This window comes from Candidatus Solirubrobacter pratensis, assembly GCF_000425945.1.
Classification (GTDB): domain Bacteria; phylum Actinomycetota; class Thermoleophilia; order Solirubrobacterales; family Solirubrobacteraceae; genus Solirubrobacter; species Solirubrobacter pratensis.
This window is the reverse complement of record NZ_AUEK01000009.1, coordinates 318,225-335,827: the sequence shown is the minus strand read 5'-3', so window position 1 is coordinate 335,827 and position 17,603 is coordinate 318,225. Positions and strand designations below refer to the sequence as shown.

Below are 17,603 nucleotides of genomic sequence, written 5' to 3'. Positions count from 1 at the left end.
ATTGACCAGGTGCCCGCGCGCCTGCGACTCGCGATCACCGCGCTGACCGTGTGCGCGATCGCCGCGGTGATCGGGGCGTCGCTCGGGATGAGCGGTGGCGGCGACGGCGTCGACGTCACCAACGGCTGGGCCGGCGCGATCCGGCCCCCCGGCCTCTCCGTGCCGCAGTTCAGCCTGCGCGACCAGGACGGCGAGACGGTCAGCTCGGCTTCGCTGAGCGGGAAGCCGACCGTGTACGCGTTCGTCTACTCGACGTGCCGCGACACGTGTCCGGCGCAGGTGCAGACGATCCGCCAGGCGATCGACGACACGCACGCCGACGTCAACGTCGTCGGCGTGTCCGTCGACCCCAAGACCGACACCCCCAAGCTCGCCAAGACCTTCCTGCTTGCGCAGAGCATGACCGGGCGGATGCACTTCCTGCTCGGCACCCGCGCCGAGCTGCAGCCGGTCTGGAAGGCGTTCGGCATCCAGCCGCAGAGCAACGCGCTCGAGCATTCAGCCCATGTCGTCCTGGCCGATGACAAGGGCATGCAGCGCATCGGCTTTCCCTTCGATCACCTGACGCCGGAAGGGCTCGGCCACGACGTGGCGAAGCTCGCCGACCGGTGAGCTTCGACGACCTGCAGTTCTCGGGCGAGTGGCGCCCCTACCAGCGCGCCGCGCTGGCCGCGTTCGAGCGCGACCTCAAGCACGGGAGCACGAGCACCCACATCGTCGCGCCGCCCGGCTCGGGCAAGACGCTGCTCGGCGTCGAGCTGATCCGCCGCGTCGGCAAGCGGGCGCTCGTGCTGGCGCCCAACCAGGCGATCCAGCAGCAGTGGCCGCGCGCGGTCTCGCAGTTCACCAGGACGCGGCGCGACGCCGCCGACATCGCCGGCGCCGAGGTCACCAAGCGGATCGCCTGCCTCTCCTACCAGGCGCTCTGCCAGCTCGAGGACCCGGAGATCCTGCTCGGCCGGCTCGCGCAGTCGCGCTGGGCCGACCAGCGCGCGGCCGCCACCGGCATGACGCCGCAGGAGGCGCTGCTCGAAGGCGAGGCCTTCGAGGGCGCCGCCGCCGACCGCCGCGCGCGCGAGCTCAAGCGCATCTCCGCGGCGCTCAAGCGCGAGGTGGCGCGCGGCGAGCACGCCGGCGTGGAGCTGCGCGAGCTGCTCTCGGAGACCGCGCGCGGGCGGGTGAGCACGCTCGCGAGCCTCGGCGTCGGCGTCGTGCTGCTCGACGAGTGCCACCACCTCGCCTCGCTGTGGGGCTACGTCGTGCGCGCCGTGCTCGACGAGCTGCCCGACGGCGTGCACGTGATCGGGCTCACCGCGACGCCGCCCGTGAGCCTGTCCGAGGACGACCGCGAGCTCTACGACTCGCTGCTCGGCCCCGTCGACTTCACCGTCCCCACGCCCGCGGTCGTGCGCGACGGGCACCTCGCGCCGTTCCAGGAGCTCGCCTGGCTGACCGAGCCGCTGCCCGCCGAGCGCGCGTGGCTGGCCGAGCACGACCAGCGCTTCCGCGAGCTGATCACGGCGCTGCACGAGGACGCCGAGAGTGACGTCGCGTTCCCGGCGTGGGTGCTCCAGCGCCTGCGCGACCGCAAGCGCGCCGCCGGCGACGAGGCCGAGGTGCCCTGGGAGGCGTTCCAGCGCGACCACCCGGCGCTCGCGCGCGCCGGCGTGCGGTTCCTGGCGAGCGCCGGTCTGGGGCTGCCGGCCGGCGCGCCTCGGGGCGAGTCCTACCGGCGGGCGCCCGATCTCGAGGACTGGCTCGTGCTGCTCGAGGACTACGCGCTGCGGTGCCTGGCGCCCAACGGCGCGCGGCACGCCGGCGCCCGCTACGAGGCGGTGGCGGCGGCGCTGCGCGAGCTCGGCTTCCAGCTGACGCGCCAGGGGATCCGGCGCGGCGCGTCGGAGGTCGACCGGCTGATGACCGGCTCGCAGGCCAAGGCGCTCGGGCTCGTCGAGGTCCTCTCCGCCGAGGCGGACGCCCGCGGCGACGCGCTGCGCGCGCTCGTGCTCACCGACGCCGAACTGGCATCGCAGCGGCCCGACGACGCGCTGACCGGCGTTCTCGATCCCGCCGCGGGCAGCGCGCGCCATGCGCTGCTCGCAATCGCCGCCGACCCGCGCAGCGCGGCCATGCGCCCGCTGCTGGTGTCCGGCCGCGGGCTTCGCTGCGCGCCGGCCGACGCCGAGGTGCTGTTGGAGGCGCTGAAGGCCGACGCCGAGGATCGCTTCACGCTGCCGGAGTGGGAGGCCGAGACCGACGGGCTGCTCGTCTCGCTGCGCTCCTCCGGCGCCGAATGGGTCCCGCGCGCGTGGGTGGAGCTCGCGACGCGGCTGCTCGCCGAGGGCACCACGTCGGTGCTCGTCGGCACGCGCGCGATGCTCGGCGAGGGGTGGGACTGCCCGCCGCTGAACGTGCTCGTGGACCTCTCGGTCGCGACCACCGGCGTGTCGGTGCAGCAGATGCGCGGCCGCTCGCTGCGGCTCGATCCTGACGACGGCGAGAAGGTCGCCTCCAACTGGGACGTGGTCTGCATCGCGCCCGACCTCGTGCGCGGGAGCGCCGACTACGAGCGCTTCGTGCGCAAGCACCTGCATCTCTTCGCGCCGGCCGAGGACGGCGAGATCGAGGCCGGCCCCTCGCACGTGCACCCGGAGCTGGGGCCGTTCGCGCCGCCGGCGGTGGAGCGCTTCGCCGCGCTCAATCGCGAGCAGGTGGCGCGCGCCGCCGACCGCGCCGGCGCGCGCGAGCGCTGGAAGGTCGGCACGCCCTACCGCGGGGTCGAGCTCTCCAGCCTGCTGCTCCGGCGCGCCGGGACGAGGGCCGGCGAGGCGGCGGACGGGCACACCGCGCCGTCCCTGCCGCTCTCCCAGCGCGTGCCGCTGGCCGCCGGCCTCGGCGGGGCGCTGGCGTTCGGCGTCGCCGGCGTCGCGGCCGCCCCGGCGCTGCTGGCCGGCCTCGTGCTGGCTCCCGCCGGGCTCGGCTGGGCCGGCTTGCGGCTCGGCCGTACGAAGCGGCGCATCCCGCTCGTGCTCCCGCTCGACGCGGCGGCGCGGGCGGTCGCCGGCGCCTACCGTGACCTCGGCGAGCTGACGCCCGAGGCCGCCGGCTCGCTGCGCATCGAGCCGCGCGCCGCCGGCTTCCTGCGCTGCGAGCTGACGGCCGCGGCGCCGGACGAGGCGCGGCGCTTCGCCGCCGCCCTGGAGGAGCTGGTGGGGGTCTCAGACGCCCCGCGCTACCTGATCGGGCGGCCGCTGGCCGATCCCTCCGTGGGCGGCGCCGCGCTGCTCGGACGGGTGCTCGCGCGCAAGCCGCCGTTCGACGAGCGCCTGCACCCGGTCCCCGCGGATCTCGCGCGCGACAAGGAGCGCGCCGAGGCCTTCGCGCGCGCCTGGCGCAAGCAGGTCGGGCCGGGCAGGCTGGTCTTCACGCAGCGCTCGGAGGAAGGGCGCGAGGCCCGCGCGGAGGCGGCCGCCGAGGACGGCGGCTACGAGACGCTGCTGCGCGACGTGTGGGTGTGACACAGCGCGTCCTGGGCCGCGTCCTCGCGGTCCTGGGCGGCGCGGTACACGGCGTAGGCCGAGCGGTCCCCGGGCTTGGCGCACCAGTCGGCGAACGCGTGCAGGGCCTCGTCGCCCGCGTCCCGCCAGGCCTCGATCTCCAGCGGCCGGCGGGGCTCCCGCCGCAGCACCATCTCGAGTGTGTCGGGCACGTCGTCGAGAAGGGTCTTGAGCTCGTGGCTGCTCATCGTGGCCGGAGGGTTTCCCGATCCCCCGGCTCCAACACCTCTTCGAGTGTGCCGATTCGGACCTACGGCTTCTTCCGGCGCTCGCGCAGCTTTCCCCAGCCAACCGCCCCCAGCATCACCAGGACGGGCGCGAGGTAGAGCAGCTGCGGGAGCCAGTGGCCCGCGTGGGCGAAGACGATCACGTGTTCAGCGCGGCCGAGAGGAGCCAGAGTCCGAGACAGGTGAACGCCACCATCAGCATCAGCATCACGACCTGGGAGCGGGTCGCGGCGCTCGCCGAACCGTAGCGCTCGAGCGCCCGGTCGTGGGCCAGGATCAGCGCGGCGACGTGGCCGATGACGAGCGCGCCGACCTGCACGTACCAGATGCCGGTCGCGGTGATCACGCTGTAGTCGATCGAGCGGCCGGCGCCGCCGAACAGGTCGCTGCCGCGGCCGAGCGGGTCGTTGATCAGCCGCCACAGGTCCTGGCCGTTGTAGGCGAGCAGCGAGAAGTAGTGCGCCACCAGATAGCCCGCCGCGATCGGGACGAGCGTGTGGGCGAAGGCGCGTGCGCTGGCGAGGCTGCCGGTGCCGAGCATGCCGAGCGTCCAGATCACCGAGACGATCGCGATCGCCGCGGCGAGGCCGATGATGAACCCCAGCTCGAGCGAGGTGGAGAGCGGCAGGCCGATCGAGTGGAACGCGTCCTGGAGGTCGATCGCGAGGTTGTTGAACAGCGCGCCCTCCTTCGCGCCGTCGAACGCGGTCGAGCCGACCGAGACCAGCAGCACGCCGGCCGCACCGATCACCGGCGCCAGCCTGGCGGTCCCGGTGCCGGGCACGCGCAGCACGAGCCGCCCGTCCTCGCGGCGCCCGAGCGGGGCGAGCGAGCCGATCAGCCCGAACAGCACGCCGAAGCCGTCGGCGTAGCGCACCCACGGCTCGACGCCGTAGATGCTCATCCCGACGAGCATCGCGGCGAAGTAGGCGAGCATCAGGATCCCGAGCGTCCCCGGCTCGGTCGCGGACGCCCAGCACAGCTCGCAGACCGCGAAGCCGAAGATCACGGCGGCGGCGGGCCAGCGACCGGCGCGCGCGGGATACGGCAGCGCCTCGGGCGGCTCGCCGAAGCGCGCGCCGACCCAGCCGACGGCGCGGCCGACCGCCCGCCAGGGGCTGATCGCGCGCCACACGTCGCCGAACAGCAGCGACGCGAACGGGACGGCGACCCAGAAGCCGACGTAGACGGCCGTCGGCGCGAGGTTCTCGCTCTGCGCGTCGGTCCCCGCCAGGCCCGCGTACGCGGTCAGGGCGAAGAGGAAGACGCCGAGGCCGCCGAGGAAGACCTCCAGGACGCGCGGGAGCGCGAAGAGCGCGCGCCCGCGCAGGCGCCGGAGCCTCGGTTGCGACCAGCCCGCGGCCAGCGCGGCGAACGAGACCACGAGCACCGCCGCGGCGGCGGCCGCGAACAGCGACACGGGGATGGGGAGGTCGGCGCGCCCGACGATCCCATGCGCAAAGAGGATCACCGGCGCGAGTCTAGGAGCGGCGAAGGCCCCGCCGACGCGGGGGTGGGCGGGGCCTTCTCCTGAATCGCTACTTGCAGGCGACGGTCGCCGACGCGGTCGACGTCGCGCTCGCCGGCGCGTTCGGATTCGGCACGAACCCGATGGTGTTCTTGAAGGTCAGCTTCTTGGACGACGGGCAGCCGGTGAGCTTGGCGACGCTCTTGCCGCTCTTGACCCACAGGTTGGCCGTGAGGTCGACCAGGCCGTTGAACACGCCCTTCGGGTACTGCTGGGCGGGGGTCTCGGGGATCTTCACCGTCAGGCCGTGGCCCGAGATCGTGCCGACCGCGAGGCCGGTGATGTCGCCGCCCTGGAGCTTGAGGTAGAAGCCGATCGTCTTCGAGCCGGTGGCGAACGGGGTCACCTCGAAGGCGACCTGCGGCGGGGCCGCGGCGTTGACGTTCGCCAGGGCGTGCGCGATCGCCTTCGGGCCGACCTGCGAGCCGCTCGGGCACGCGGACGGGCCGTCGGCCTGGAGCTTGCCGGCCGAGCACTTCTTGAAGTCCTTGGTCGACAGCGTCAGCTGGCTCGGACCGGTGATCTTCAGGGAGGCCGCCGTCTGCTTGGTGAGCGTGTTGGTCACCGTGAGCTTGAGCGTGCTCGCCTTCGGCTTGGACTTCGAGCCCGCCTTGTTGGGCGACAACGAGACCTTCACGGTCGACGTCGACGTCTGGGCTTGAGCGATGCCGGCGGCACCGAGGGCGAGCGCCGCGGCACCCGCGGCGATGTACGACTTGCGCAAGGACAACTCCTCCGAGATGACGTTCAGGTCCCTGGACAGGGCCGCGACACGGTCTCCGACCGCGCGCCACGTCAACAACACGTCAACAGCCCAAAGGTTTCGCTTCTACCATCGCGGCTTCATGCGTGCAGACACGCCGAGCATCTCCGCGCCGCCCTTCCCGCGCGACGTCCCGTGGGTCAACGTCTCCATGCTGCGGATGGACCAGCAGCGCGGCAAGGTCGTCCTGGTCGAGTTCTGGGACTTCTGCCGGGTCAACTCCCTCCGCACGCTGCCGTACCTGCGCGCGTGGCACTCGCGCTACGAGGACGACGGCCTGCGCGTGATCGGCGTCCACACCGGCGCGTTCCCGCCGTCGCGCGACGACGCGCTCGTGCGCGACGCCGTCGCGCGGCTGGAGATCCCCTGGGCGGTGGCGATCGACACGCAGCTGCAGATCTGGGACCTGTACGGCAACGAGGGATGGCCGGCGCGGTACCTCTGGGACCCGGACTTGTCGCTGCACTCGCTGCATTACGGCGAAGGCGCGTACGCGGAGACCGAGCGCGAGATCCAGGCGCTGCTCGGCGTCAGCGGCGACGTGGTCGCGCCGGTGCGCCCGGAGGACGAGCCGGACGCGCTGCTGGTCGCGCAGACCGCGGATCAGCCGGGCGCGTACTCGGGCCCGTACGAGGCCGGGGCGGTGTGGGCGGTCGTCTCGGGCGCGGGGACGCTGGTCGCGAACGGGCGCGAGATCGAGGTGCGCGAGCCCGGCTGCGTCGCGCTGGTGGAGCACGAGCGCAGCGTCTCGGGCGAGCTGGAGCTGGCCGCCGGCGAGGGCGTCACGGTGCACGCCACGTGCTTCACCCCCGGCCTGGCGTGAGTCACGGCCGCAGGTCCTCATGGCGCCGCTCGGCGAGCAGTCGCAGCAGCCGCGGCGGCCCGGTGTCCTCGACCAGGACGGCGGAGCCCGGCCAGTAGGGCGAGGCGCCGGCCGCGCCCTTGAGGAAATGCGGCTGGTAGACCCACGAGCCGGTGTTCCAGATCCTCGCGCCGCCGCCGGCCCGCCATTCGGACGCGTCGTCGCCCGGGAACGGGCCGGCGCGATGCGAGTGGCCCCAGATCACATGCGCGGCGCGCACGTCAAGGCGCCGCACCACCTCGCGGATGCCGCGCAGGTACCCGCGCCGCAGCGCCGCCGGTGAGAGGTCGCGGTCCAGCGGCCCGAGGCCGAGGGCGTTCAACCCCGCGACCGCCGCCACGTAGCCGGTTCCGAGCGCGGCCATGCGCAGCGGGTGGCGGTGGCGCTCGGCGGACGTCAGCGCCGTCCAGGTCCGCGCCGAGGCGCCCGCCCCCGCGCTGATGCGCGCGTGGTCGGCGCGCTGGGTCAGCGCGTGCATCCAGGCGTACAGCGGCGAGAGCGCGGCCTCGTAGTCGTCCGGCGTGGCGCCCGACTCGGGCAGCGAGACCACCCAGCGCGCCATCGCCCCCGCGAAGACGCGCTCGAACGTCGGGACCGTCGCGTGCAGGTCGCTGTAGTGGCCGTGGATGGCGTAGACGTCGTCGCGCAGCCAGACGCCGGGGTAGGCCAGCTCCAGCCGCGCCGGCCGCGCCGCCTCGGCGAGCCGCTCCGCCAAGGGCGCCGGCGGCGCGAAGCGCTGCTCGAGCCCGAGGAAGCCGGCCGGCTCGACCGTGAGCCGGGACTCGATCCAGCCGGCCACGAGCCCGTGATCGTGGTTGCCGCCCACCACGAGGATCTCGCCGTCGGGGCCGAGCGCGTGGCCCGCCTCCTGGAACAGCGGCGCCGCGACGGCGGCCGCGTCGCGGTGCGGCGCCTCGCGCAGCTCGAGCCCGTCGCCGAGCACGACCAGCCGGTCGACCCCATCGAGCGCCTCGATCAGCGGCGCGCGCAGCTTGCGCCGCCGCAACAGGTCCGTTCCCGCCGCCTTCCCGAGGTGCAGGTCCGAGATGACGAGGGTCCGCACGCGGCGCACGCTAGCGTGCGCCACCGTGCCGGATGCCGAAGGACCGCTCGCAGGGCTGCTCGTCGCCGACTTCTCGCGCGTTCTCGCCGGGCCGCTCGCCGCGATGCTGCTCGGCGACCTCGGCGCGGACGTGATCAAGGTCGAGCGGCCGGACGGCGGCGACGACACGCGCGCCTGGGGCCCGCCGTGGCGCGACGAGGTCAGCACCTACTACCTCGCGCTCAACCGCAACAAGCGCTCGGTCGCGCTGGACCTGACCGACGAGGGCGACCGCCGGCTCGCCCGCACGCTCGCCACGCGCGCCGACGTCCTGGTGGAGTCCTTCCGCCCCGGCCTGATGGCGTCCTGGGGCCTCGACGGCGACACGCTCCGGAAGGCCAACCCGGGCCTCGTCTCGTGCTCGGTGACCGCATTCGGCACCGCCCCGGAGGCCAAGGGGCTGCCCGGCTACGACTTCCTGCTGCAGGCGATGGGCGGGCTGATGGCGGTCACCGGCGAGCCCGACCGCCCGCCGCTGAAGGCCGGCACCGCCGTCGTCGACCTCGTCTGCGGGCTGCTCGCCGCCAACGGCATCCAGGCGGCCCTGGTCGAGCGCGCGCGGACCGCCCGCGGCCGCCACGTCGAGGTCTCGCTGATGGACAGCGCGCTGACCACGCTGCTCAACCAGGCGACCGCGTGGGTCGCCGGCGGCGTGCGCCCGCAGCGGGGCGGCAACCGCCATCCGAGCATCGTCCCCTACGAGCTCTACGAGGCCGCCGACCGCCCGATCGTGATCGCCGCCGCCAACGACCGCCTCTTCGCCCGCGTGTGCGAGGCGGTCGGCCTGCCCGAGCTGGCTGCCGACCCCCGCTTCGCGAGCAACGAGGCGCGCGTCGCCAACGTCGACGCGCTCGCCGAGGCGCTCAACGCCGTCCTGCGCGAGCGCCCCGCCGAGCACTGGATCGAGACGCTCCAGGCGGCGAGCGTCCCCGCCGGCTTCGTCAACGAGGTCGACGAGGCGTTCGCGCTGGCCGAGCGCCTCGGGATGGAGCCGACCGAGGAGCACGGCGGCCTGCCGCTGATCCGCCCGCCGCTGCGGCTCGACGGCGAGCGCCCGCCGATCCGTCGCGCGCCCCCCGCGCTCGACGAGCACGGCGACGACCTGCGCGCCTGGCTCGCTCGCGGCGCTTGACGCCGGCGGTCGCGCGCGGCGGCCTACGCCTCGGCGGCGGTGAGCGCCTGGCGGATCTGCTTCGGGAGCATGAAGCGGACGTCCTCGCGCATGACCTCGAACTCCGAGACGTCCTGCACGCCGCGCAGGCGGAAGAAGGCGACCAGGCGGCCGACGAGCTCCTCAGGGGCCGACGCGCCCGAGGAGATGCCGACGACGCGCACGCCCTCGAGCCACTCGTCCTGGACCTGCTCCTCGTTGTCGATCAGGTAGGCCGCGGCGCCGGCGTCGCGGGCGACGTCGACCAGGCGGTTGGAGTTCGACGAGTTGCGCGAGCCGATCACGAGCACGAGGTCGCACTCGGCGGCCATCTGCTTGACCGCCGACTGGCGGTTGGTGGTCGCGTAGCAGATGTCGTCGGTGCGCGGGCCGACGATGCTCGGGAAGCGGGCGCGCAGGCGCGCGATGATCGTGCGCGTCTCATCGACCGACAGCGTCGTCTGCGAGATGTAGGCCAGCTTGGACGGGTCCTCCACCTCGAGCGCGTCGACGTCCTCCTCGGACTCGACGAGCACGATGTGCTCGGGCGCCTCGCCCATCGTGCCCTCGACCTCCTCGTGGCCGGCGTGGCCGATCAGGACGATCGTGTAGCCCTCGGACGCGAACTTCAGCGCCTCGCGGTGCACCTTGGTGACCAGCGGGCACGTGGCGTCGATCGTGCGCAGGTTGCGCTGCCGCGCCTCGGCGTGGACGGCTGGCGAGACGCCGTGGGCGGAGAAGACGGTGATCGCGCCCTCGGGGATCGCATCGTCGAGCTCCTCGACGAAGACCGCGCCGCGATCGCGCAGCTGCGCCACGACGTGCTTGTTGTGGACGATCTCCTTGCGGACGTAGACCGGCGCGCCGTAGAGCTCGAGCGCGCGCTCGACGGTCTGGACCGCCCGGTCGACGCCGGCGCAGTACCCGCGCGGCGCGGCCAGCAGGAGCTTCTCGGGAGCCATCGACTCCGAGTGTAGGAGACCGGGTAGGTACGCGCGATGGCCTCGGAGAGCCACAAGACCGTCTACGTCGCGCTGGCCGCCAACGCCGGCATCGGCATCGCCAAGCTCGCGGGCGGCCTGATCAGCGGGTCCAGCGCGATGCTCGCGGAGGCCGCGCACTCGGTCGCCGACACCACCAACCAGCTGCTGCTCCTGGCGTCCCTGAACCGGGCCGACCGCGAGCCCGACAGCTCGCACCCGTTCGGCTACGGCAAGGAGCGCTTCTTCTGGTCCTTCCTCGCGGCCGTGTTCATCTTCGTCTCCGGAGCGGTGTTCTCGGTCTACGAGGGCGTGCACCGGATCGTCGCGGGCGGCTCGGAGGAGGGCGGGGCCGGGATCGCCTTCGCGGTGCTGGCGCTGGCGCTCGTGCTCGAGGGCTCCTCGCTGATCCGCGCCGCGCGCCAGACGCGCGGCGAGGCCCAGGCCAAGCAGCGCAGCTTCGGGCATCACATCCGCGTGAGCCGGGACCCGACCACCAAGACCGTCGTGTTCGAGGACAGCGCCGCGGTCGCCGGCGTCGTGCTCGCGGCGGCTGGGCTCGGGCTCGCGCAGATCACCGGCGACGTCGTCTACGACGGCATGGCGTCTATCGCGATCGGCGTCCTGCTCGCGATCGTCGCCTTCACCCTCGGGCGCGACACCCGGCGGCTGCTGATCGGCGAGGGGGCGCTGCCGGAGGAGCGCGAGGCGCTCGCGCGCGTGTTCGATGAGGATCCGCGGGTCGACTCGCTCGAGGAGCTGCTGACGATGGTCATGGGCCCCGGCTCCCTGCTCGTGGCGGCGCGCTTCGACGTCGCCGACGGCCTCGACTCCGGCGAGGTCGAGGCGCTCGCCGAGGAGCTCGACGACAAGCTGCACGAGGCGGTGGCCGAGGTCGGCGAGGTGTTCCTCGATCCGACCCCGCGTAGAGTCCGCCGATGATCCTGGACGCAGACCTGCTCGCGCGCGCGAGCGAGCATGCGGTGGCCTTCCTCGAGGGGCTGCCGGAGCGACACGCGGGCGCCGTCGCCGACCCCGAGGCCCTGCGGATCGCGCTGAGCGCCGAAGGCGTGGACGCCGCGACGGTGATCGACGACCTCGTCGCGGCGGTGGAGCCGGGGTTGGTCGCGTCTCCCGGTCCGCGCTACTTCGGCTTCGTGACCGGCGGCGTACTGCCCGCGGCGCTCGCGGCCGACTGGCTGACCGCGGCGTGGGACCAGAACGCCGGCCTGTATGCGACGTCCCCGGCCGCCGCCGTGGCCGAGGAGGTCGCCGCGGGCTGGCTGCTCGACGTGCTGGGGCTGCCCGCCGGCGCGGGCGTCGGGATGGTCACCGGCGCGCAGATGGCGAACTTCACCTGCCTCGCCGTCGCGCGCGACGAGGTGCTGCGGCGCGCCGGCTGGGACGTCGCGCGCGACGGGCTCAACGGGGCGCCGCGGATCGACGTCGTGGTCGGCGAGGAGGCGCACACGACGATCTTCCGCGCGTTGCGGATGCTCGGCCTCGGGGAGCCGCGGCGGGTTCCGGTCGACGGGCAGGGCGCGATCGACGCTCGCCCGCTGGCACGCGTCGACGGCCCGGCGATCGTGTGCGCGCAGGCGGGCAACGTGAACTCCGGCGCGTTCGACCCGTTCGGCGCGATCGCCGACGCGTGCGGGGAGAACGTGTGGCTGCACGTCGACGGCGCCTTCGGCCTGTGGGCGGCGGCGAGCCCGGCGCGTCGCGGGCTCGTACGCGACGCCGAGCGCGCCGACTCGTGGGCGGTCGACGCGCACAAGTGGCTCAACGTCCCGTACGACAGCGGCCTGGCGATCGTCGCCGACCGCGAGGCGCACGCGCGCACGTTCGCGCTCACCGCCGCGTATCTGATCGCATCCGGGCGGCGCGAGCCCGCCTCCCTGGTGCCGGAGTCGTCGCGCCGCGCGCGCGGCTTCGCGGTCTACGCCGCGCTGCGCGCGCTCGGCCGGGACGGGCTCGGCGAGCTCGTCGACCGCTGCTGCGAGCACGCGGCGCACATGGCCGCGCTGCTCGCGCACGGCGGCCTGGAGATCCGCAACGAGGTCGTGCTCAACCAGGTCGTCGTCGACCTGCCCGAGGACCGGATCGCGGCGATCCAGGACGAAGGGACGCTGTGGGCGAGCGGGACGGTCTGGCGCGGGCGGCCGTCGCTGCGGATCTCGGTCTCGGGCTGGCCGACGACGAGCGAGGACATCGAGCGCGCCGCGGAGGCGATCCTCGCGGCGTAGGGCGCCGCGCTCGGGGCGCGCACTTCGCGGGGGCCGCTGGGCGATCATCGCGCGCGCGGCATCGCGGAGGACGCGGCGAGCGAGTCGCGGCGGCGGCGAGTCTCTCGGGCCCGGAGGCCGACGAAGACGCTCGATCACCGACGCGATCGTCCAGGCCGCGAGACCGAGCCGCGCGCGTACCTCACCGCGCGTGGCGGGATCGGCGAACTGCGCTGGTAAGGAGTGCGGGTCGATCCGGCTCCTCGGCCCGACGGACACGCTCGATCACCGACGCGCCCGCTTCCGCGCACGTCCGACCATCATCGACCACGAGCCTCGGGGGTGCCACCCCCTCGCCACGCCCGCCCGAGCCGACCACGCGGCCTCGCGAACCGCCCAGGCACGCTGACCCATCCGCTTACCAGCGCAGTTCGCCGACCCCGACAAGCCGCCGCGCGGAGACCCCGGGCGGCGCACAGCCCGCGGCGCCGAGAAGCCGCGGCGCGGAGAACCGCGGCGGCGCAGCCCGCGGCGCCGAGAAGCCGCGGCGCGGAGACCCCCGGGCGGCGCACAGCACGGCGCCGCCGGCGCCTCGCCGGACGCGCACGCCCGAAGCGAGACCGCTCACTGGTGATTCTCACGAAATGATCACAGGCGCGGACGCGCAATCAGGAAGAAGTCCGTGCTTATGCTCCCCACTCCAGTGCGGCGCCTCGTCGCCGCCTTACTCGTCGCGGGCGCGGCCCTCCCCCCGGCCGCGCACGCCGCGGACACGCTCACGCTGTCCGACAGGACCGAGCGCATCGGCCCCGACATCACGCTGCGCCACTTCGTCGAGCTCCAGCAGATCGGCTGGACCGACGCGCAGGTGCTGACCGTCGACCTCCAGGGCGACGGCGTGAAGGCCGACCTGCTGACGGCGGGCAAGGTCGCCGCCGGCGGCCCGCTGTCGGCGTCCGCAAAGGCGGCGGGCGCCGTCGCCGGGGTCAACGGCGACTTCTTCGACATCAACAACTCCAATGCCGCGATCGGCCCTGAGATCGGCGCAGGGCAGATCATCAAGTCCGGCGCCGGCTCGGCCCAGGTCGCCGGCGTCACGCCCGACGGCCTCGGCCGGCTCGCGAACCTGACGCTCGACGCCACCGCGGACCTGCCGAGCGGGACGAAGGCCGTGAAGGGCCTGAACGACCCGACCAGTCCGGGAGCGGGGACGATCGTCGCCTACACGCCCGCGTGGGGCATCTACAGCCGCCGGCGCGGGCTCGACACCGCGACCGACGTCGCCGAGGCGATCGTGGTCGGCGGCAAGGTCGCGTCGGTCGGCCAGCCCGGCTCCGGGCAGCTCCCGGACGACGCGTTCGCGCTCGACGGCCGCGAGGCCGGCGCCGCCGCGCTGCGCGCGCTGCAGCCGGGCGATCCGGTCGCGCTGCACTACGCGCTCAAGAGCGACATCGCCGACCAGCTCGCGTTCGCCGTCGGCGGGCGCCAGATCCTGGTCAAGAACGGCGTCCCGCAGCCCGAGTCGGTCGTGGGCAGCGACGGCAACGCGCCGCGCACGGCGATCGGCTTCAAGGACGGCGGCAGGACGATGCTGCTGGCGATCGCCGACGGGCGCCAGTCGCTCGTGCCCGGCCCGACGCGCGCGCAGATGGGCGACCTGATGGCGGCGCTCGGCGCCGACACCGCGCTCAACCTCGACGGCGGCGGCTCCACGACGCTCGTCGCACGCCCGCTCGGCGGGCTCGGCGCGACCGTGCGCAACGTGCCGTCCGACGGCAGCGAGCGTGCCGACCCGAACGGCGTCGGGCTCTTCCTGCGCCCCGGCGACGGCACGCTGCACCGCCTCGTCGTGAGCGCCCAGGACCGCGTCTTCGGAGGCCTGCACCGCGCGCTCGGCGCCAAGGGCCTCGATGACCGCGACGCGCCGGTCGCAGCGGGCGCGGTGACGTGGAGCGCGTCGGCGGGCACGATCGACGGCGCGGCGCTGGAGGCGCCGGAGTCCGGCACCGTGACGGTGACCGCGCGCAACGGCGCCGCCACCGGGACGGCCGACGTGCGCGTGCTCGGCGCCCCGCGCGCGCTCGAGCCCTCGGCCGCGCGGCTCTCATTCGCCGAAACCAGCTCCCCCGCGTCGATCCTGCGCCTCAACGGCCGCGACGACGACGGCTACACCGCCCCGATCGACCCGTCGGACATCGTGCTCGACTACGACCACGCGGTCCTCTCGATCCTGCCGGCGGCCGACGGTGGCCTGCGCATCGTCCCGACCGCCAACGGCGCGACGATCGTCACGCTGCGCGCCGCCGGGCTCACCGCACGCGTGCCCGTCACCGTCGGCTTCCAGACGAAGCTCGTCAGCGGCTTCGACGACGGCAGCCCGTGGAGCTTCCGCAACGACCGCTCCCCCACCGGCGCGATCTCGATCGTCGACGGCGGCCACACCGGCAAGGCGATGAAGGTCGACTACGACTTCACGGCGTCGACCGCCACCCGCAGCGCCGGCGCGGTCCTCAAGCAGCAGATCATGCTGCCCGGCCAGCCGCTGCGCGCCAGCGTGTGGGTCAAGGGCGACGGCCAGGGCCAGTGGGTCACGATCTCGCTGCGCGACGCGGCCAACAGGACGATCGACCTGCGCCCGGGCTATGCGACCGGCGCCGGCTGGCAGAAGTTCTCCGCCGATCTGCCCACGAGCGGCGTCCAGTACCCGGTGCGCGTGGACAACGTGCGCCTGATCGAGACGTCGGCGACGAAGCTGTACAAGGGCTCGTTCCTGCTCGACGACCTCGAGGTCGACGTCCCGAGTGAGATCGAGGCGCCTGCGCCTGACCCGCTGCTCGCCGACCGGCTGATCAGCCCCGACGGCAAGCTCTCCGGCGCCTGGAGCTTCGCCGCCCTGTCCGACGTGCAGTTCACCGCCGCGCAGCCCGAGCTGACCAAGGTCGCGATCGCGGCGCTCAAGCGGATCCGCACCACCCGTCCGGACTTCGTCGTGCTCAACGGCGACATCGTCGACACCGGCTACCCGCAGGACATCGCGCTGGCCAGGACGACGCTCGAGACCGGCGGCTGCGATCTCGTCAAGGCGGGCGAGCAGCCCGATCCCGGTCCGGGTCAGGTCCCGTGCTACTACGTGCCGGGCAACCACGAGTCCTACGGCACCGGCAACCTGGACGCGTGGAAGGCGCAGTTCGGTACGCCGTATCGCACCTTCGACCACGCCGGCGTGCGCTTCGTACTGCTCAACAGCACGCGCGGGACGCTGCGCGGCTCCGACTGGGACCAGCTCCCGCTGCTCCAGGACGCGCTGGACACGGCGGCGACCGACCCGGCGGTGAAGGACGTCGTCGTGTTCGCGCATCACCCGACGCACGACCCCGATCCCACCGAGGCCAGCCAGCTCGGCGACCGCAACGAGGCGGCGCTGCTCGAGCGCCTGCTGACCCGCTTCACCGAGACCAGCGGCAAGGGCGCGGCGATGGCCGGCTCGCACGCGCAGATCGTCGACGTGCGGCGCGTCGACGGCGTCCCGTACATGGTCCTCCCGTCCTCGGGCAAGTCGCCCTACGGCACGCCGGATCGCGGCGGCTTCACCGGCTGGGTGCGCTTCGGCGTCGACCCGGGCGCGAGCGACGCGTGGCTGCGCGCCGACGTGCGCGCGTTCGCGCAGAGCGCCACGATCGACGCGCCCGACACGCTGGTGACCGGAGCGACAGGCGCGATCTCCGGCTCGATCGTGCAGCCGAGCGGCGTCCAGCCCGGCACGCGCGTCGTGCCGCTGCGCTACCCGATGTCGGTCCACTGGGGCGGCTCGGACAACCTCGCGATCGGCACGGACGCGGACACGACCGGCAAGGTCGCCGTGCTCGACCCGGTCGCCGGGACGATCACCGGCCTGCGCTCCGGCCAGGTCACCGTCACGGTCGCCAACGAGTCGATGCGCGACGGCGACGACCTCGCGCCGGTCACGGCCTCCAAGACGATCGTCGTCGGCGTGCCGGGGACGGCCGGGGGCACCGTGCCGCCGACGCTCGCGCTGAGGCTCGGCGGCGCGGCGAGCTTCGGCGCGTTCACGCCGGGGATCGACAAGCAGTACAGCGCCTCGACGACGGCGACGGTGACGTCCACGGCCGCCGACGCGGCGCTCAGCGCGTCGGGCGCCACGCTCGCCAACGGCGCGTTCAAGCTCGCCGAGCCGGTCGCGGTCGACCTCGGCAGGGCCGCGTGGACCGGCCCGGTCTCCAACGACACGTTCGGGATCGGGTTCCGCCAGCACGTCGGCGCCGACGACCCGCTGCGGACCGGCGCCTACTCGGCAACGCTGACGTTCACGCTGTCGACGACAGCTCCCTGAGCAGCTCCAGCACGGCCTCGCCGCTCGTGTCCAGCGACTGCTCGGACACGGCGGTGAGGTCGTCGCAGGTCTTGTGCCAGCAGGCGAACACGAAGTCGATCAGGTCGATCGACGGCACGCCGCGGCGGATGAACGGCGTGTGGTCGTCCTCGACCGTGCCCTGATCGAGGGCCGGGAACGCGTCCCCCGAGCCCACCTTCTGGGCGGCCGCGCGCAGCTTCGCCCACAGGCCCGGGTCCGAGCTCGCGTCGCGCGGGATCCCGAGATCCTTGTCGGCCACGAAGTCGAGCAGGATCATCGCCTGCAGCTGCTTGGCATGCTTGCGGGCGTACGGCTTGGAGCCGCGCAGTCCCGTGCCGTAGAAGTCGGCGTCGTCGGTCGCCTCCTCGCCGTCGAAGGCGACGAAGCGGATCGGCGGCGCGCCCGCGGGCCGTTTCATCCGCCGCAGGTCGGCGGCCACCTGGAGCATCTGCGCCGTGCCGCCCGCGCCGTCGTTGGCGCCGACGAAGCCGGGGATGTCCTTGGTGTCGTAGTGCGCGCCGACGAGGATCGCCTTGCCCTTGCCGGGGATCTCGCCCACGACGTTGCGCAGGCCGCCGGGCAGCTTCTCGTAGCGCCCGCGGGGCAGCCGCGCGCGGATGTAGGCGGCGAGCCTGCGCGACTCGGACGAGCCGGCCGGGCGCGGGCCGAGCTCGACCTGGTACTCGAGCATCGCCCACGCGCGCGCGCCGTCGAAGCGGTTGCCGCGGTCGGGGGCGACGAGGCTCGCGGTCGCCGTGGAGGATGCCGCGAGCGCGGGCTCCTGCGGGTCGGACCGGCCCGGCTTGAGCACCACCACGACCGCGGCGATCGCGATGC

The 17,603-nt window shown here is 74.1% G+C and carries 13 protein-coding genes; 7 read left to right on the top strand and 6 right to left on the bottom strand.

Going from position 1 to position 17,603, the window contains the following annotated elements; all coding sequences use genetic code 11:
- Window positions 1-9 precede the first annotated feature (9 nt).
- Both H958_RS0115020 and H958_RS47555 read left to right on the top strand, forming a co-directional pair.
- On the top strand, window positions 10-612 hold the full coding sequence (locus H958_RS0115020; protein WP_028059271.1) for an SCO family protein: 603 nt from the start codon (window positions 10-12) through the stop codon (window positions 610-612).
- Complete coding sequence (locus H958_RS47555) at window positions 609-3,518, top strand: DEAD/DEAH box helicase family protein (protein ID WP_037410156.1); 2,910 nt, start codon at window positions 609-611, stop codon at window positions 3,516-3,518. Before H958_RS0115020 ends, H958_RS47555 begins: the two co-directional genes overlap by 4 nt.
- Here H958_RS47555 and H958_RS0115010 read toward each other — a convergent pair.
- The 3 genes from H958_RS0115010 to H958_RS0114995 all read right to left on the bottom strand — a co-directional run bounded on the left by H958_RS0115010 (window position 3,485) and on the right by H958_RS0114995 (window position 6,036).
- Window positions 3,485-3,745, bottom strand: coding sequence for a hypothetical protein (locus tag H958_RS0115010; RefSeq protein ID WP_028059270.1), 261 nt, complete (start codon window positions 3,743-3,745; stop codon window positions 3,485-3,487). The two genes, H958_RS47555 and H958_RS0115010, sit on opposite strands and share 34 nt — an antisense overlap.
- A gap of 178 nt (window positions 3,746-3,923) precedes the next feature.
- Entirely contained in the window at window positions 3,924-5,255 is a 1,332-nt protein-coding gene (locus H958_RS0115000; RefSeq protein WP_028059269.1) for a hypothetical protein, read from the bottom strand.
- Window positions 5,256-5,322: 67 nt separating this feature from the next.
- The gene (locus H958_RS0114995; RefSeq protein ID WP_156027998.1) at window positions 5,323-6,036 is read right to left on the bottom strand and encodes a hypothetical protein; all 714 of its coding nucleotides are present in this window, start codon (window positions 6,034-6,036) and stop codon (window positions 5,323-5,325) included.
- Between the two features lie 121 nt (window positions 6,037-6,157).
- On the opposite strand from H958_RS0114995, the gene H958_RS37510 reads away from it, so the two are divergent.
- Window positions 6,158-6,898: a thioredoxin domain-containing protein gene (locus H958_RS37510; RefSeq protein WP_037410155.1), complete on the top strand. Its 741-nt coding sequence runs from the start codon at window positions 6,158-6,160 to the stop codon at window positions 6,896-6,898.
- Window position 6,899: 1 nt separating this feature from the next.
- Here H958_RS37510 and H958_RS0114985 read toward each other — a convergent pair whose 3' ends face one another.
- The gene (locus tag H958_RS0114985; protein ID WP_156027997.1) at window positions 6,900-8,000 is read right to left on the bottom strand and encodes a metallophosphoesterase family protein; all 1,101 of its coding nucleotides are present in this window, start codon (window positions 7,998-8,000) and stop codon (window positions 6,900-6,902) included.
- A gap of 25 nt (window positions 8,001-8,025) precedes the next feature.
- On the opposite strand from H958_RS0114985, the gene H958_RS0114980 reads away from it, so the two are divergent.
- A complete protein-coding gene (locus tag H958_RS0114980; RefSeq protein ID WP_028059266.1) occupies window positions 8,026-9,171 on the top strand; it encodes a CaiB/BaiF CoA transferase family protein in 1,146 nt (381 codons plus the stop codon).
- Between the two features lie 23 nt (window positions 9,172-9,194).
- Here the strand turns inward: H958_RS0114980 and H958_RS0114975 are convergent, their stop codons facing one another.
- Window positions 9,195-10,151, bottom strand: a complete 957-nt coding sequence (locus tag H958_RS0114975; RefSeq protein ID WP_037410154.1) for a 4-hydroxy-3-methylbut-2-enyl diphosphate reductase — start codon at window positions 10,149-10,151, stop codon at window positions 9,195-9,197.
- Window positions 10,152-10,187: 36 nt separating this feature from the next.
- Here H958_RS0114975 and H958_RS37505 point away from each other — a divergent pair, with 36 nt between their 5' ends.
- The 3 genes from H958_RS37505 to H958_RS37500 all read left to right on the top strand — a co-directional run bounded on the left by H958_RS37505 (window position 10,188) and on the right by H958_RS37500 (window position 16,745).
- A complete protein-coding gene (locus H958_RS37505; RefSeq protein ID WP_051324280.1) occupies window positions 10,188-11,111 on the top strand; it encodes a cation diffusion facilitator family transporter in 924 nt (307 codons plus the stop codon).
- Complete coding sequence (locus tag H958_RS0114965; RefSeq protein ID WP_051324279.1) at window positions 11,108-12,415, top strand: pyridoxal phosphate-dependent decarboxylase family protein; 1,308 nt, start codon at window positions 11,108-11,110, stop codon at window positions 12,413-12,415. Before H958_RS37505 ends, H958_RS0114965 begins: the two co-directional genes overlap by 4 nt.
- A gap of 682 nt (window positions 12,416-13,097) precedes the next feature.
- Window positions 13,098-16,745, top strand: coding sequence for a phosphodiester glycosidase family protein (locus H958_RS37500; RefSeq protein ID WP_051324278.1), 3,648 nt, complete (start codon window positions 13,098-13,100; stop codon window positions 16,743-16,745).
- Here the strand turns inward: H958_RS37500 and H958_RS0114955 are convergent.
- Window positions 16,720-17,583, bottom strand: a complete 864-nt coding sequence (locus tag H958_RS0114955) for a M28 family metallopeptidase (RefSeq protein ID WP_028059263.1) — start codon at window positions 17,581-17,583, stop codon at window positions 16,720-16,722. The genes H958_RS37500 and H958_RS0114955 overlap by 26 nt on opposite strands.
- Window positions 17,584-17,603 lie beyond the last annotated feature (20 nt).

What these genes read in the sequence shown, in the direction of transcription:
- H958_RS0114965 (WP_051324279.1), top strand. Translation starts at nt 11,108, where the DNA reads ATGATCCTGGACGCAGACCTGCTCGCGCGCGCGAGCGAGCATGCGGTG.
- H958_RS0114975 (WP_037410154.1), bottom strand. Translation starts at nt 10,151, where the DNA reads ATGGCTCCCGAGAAGCTCCTGCTGGCCGCGCCGCGCGGGTACTGCGCC.
- H958_RS37510 (WP_037410155.1), top strand. Translation starts at nt 6,158, where the DNA reads ATGCGTGCAGACACGCCGAGCATCTCCGCGCCGCCCTTCCCGCGCGAC.
- H958_RS37505 (WP_051324280.1), top strand. Translation starts at nt 10,188, where the DNA reads ATGGCCTCGGAGAGCCACAAGACCGTCTACGTCGCGCTGGCCGCCAAC.
- H958_RS0115010 (WP_028059270.1), bottom strand. Translation starts at nt 3,745, where the DNA reads ATGAGCAGCCACGAGCTCAAGACCCTTCTCGACGACGTGCCCGACACA.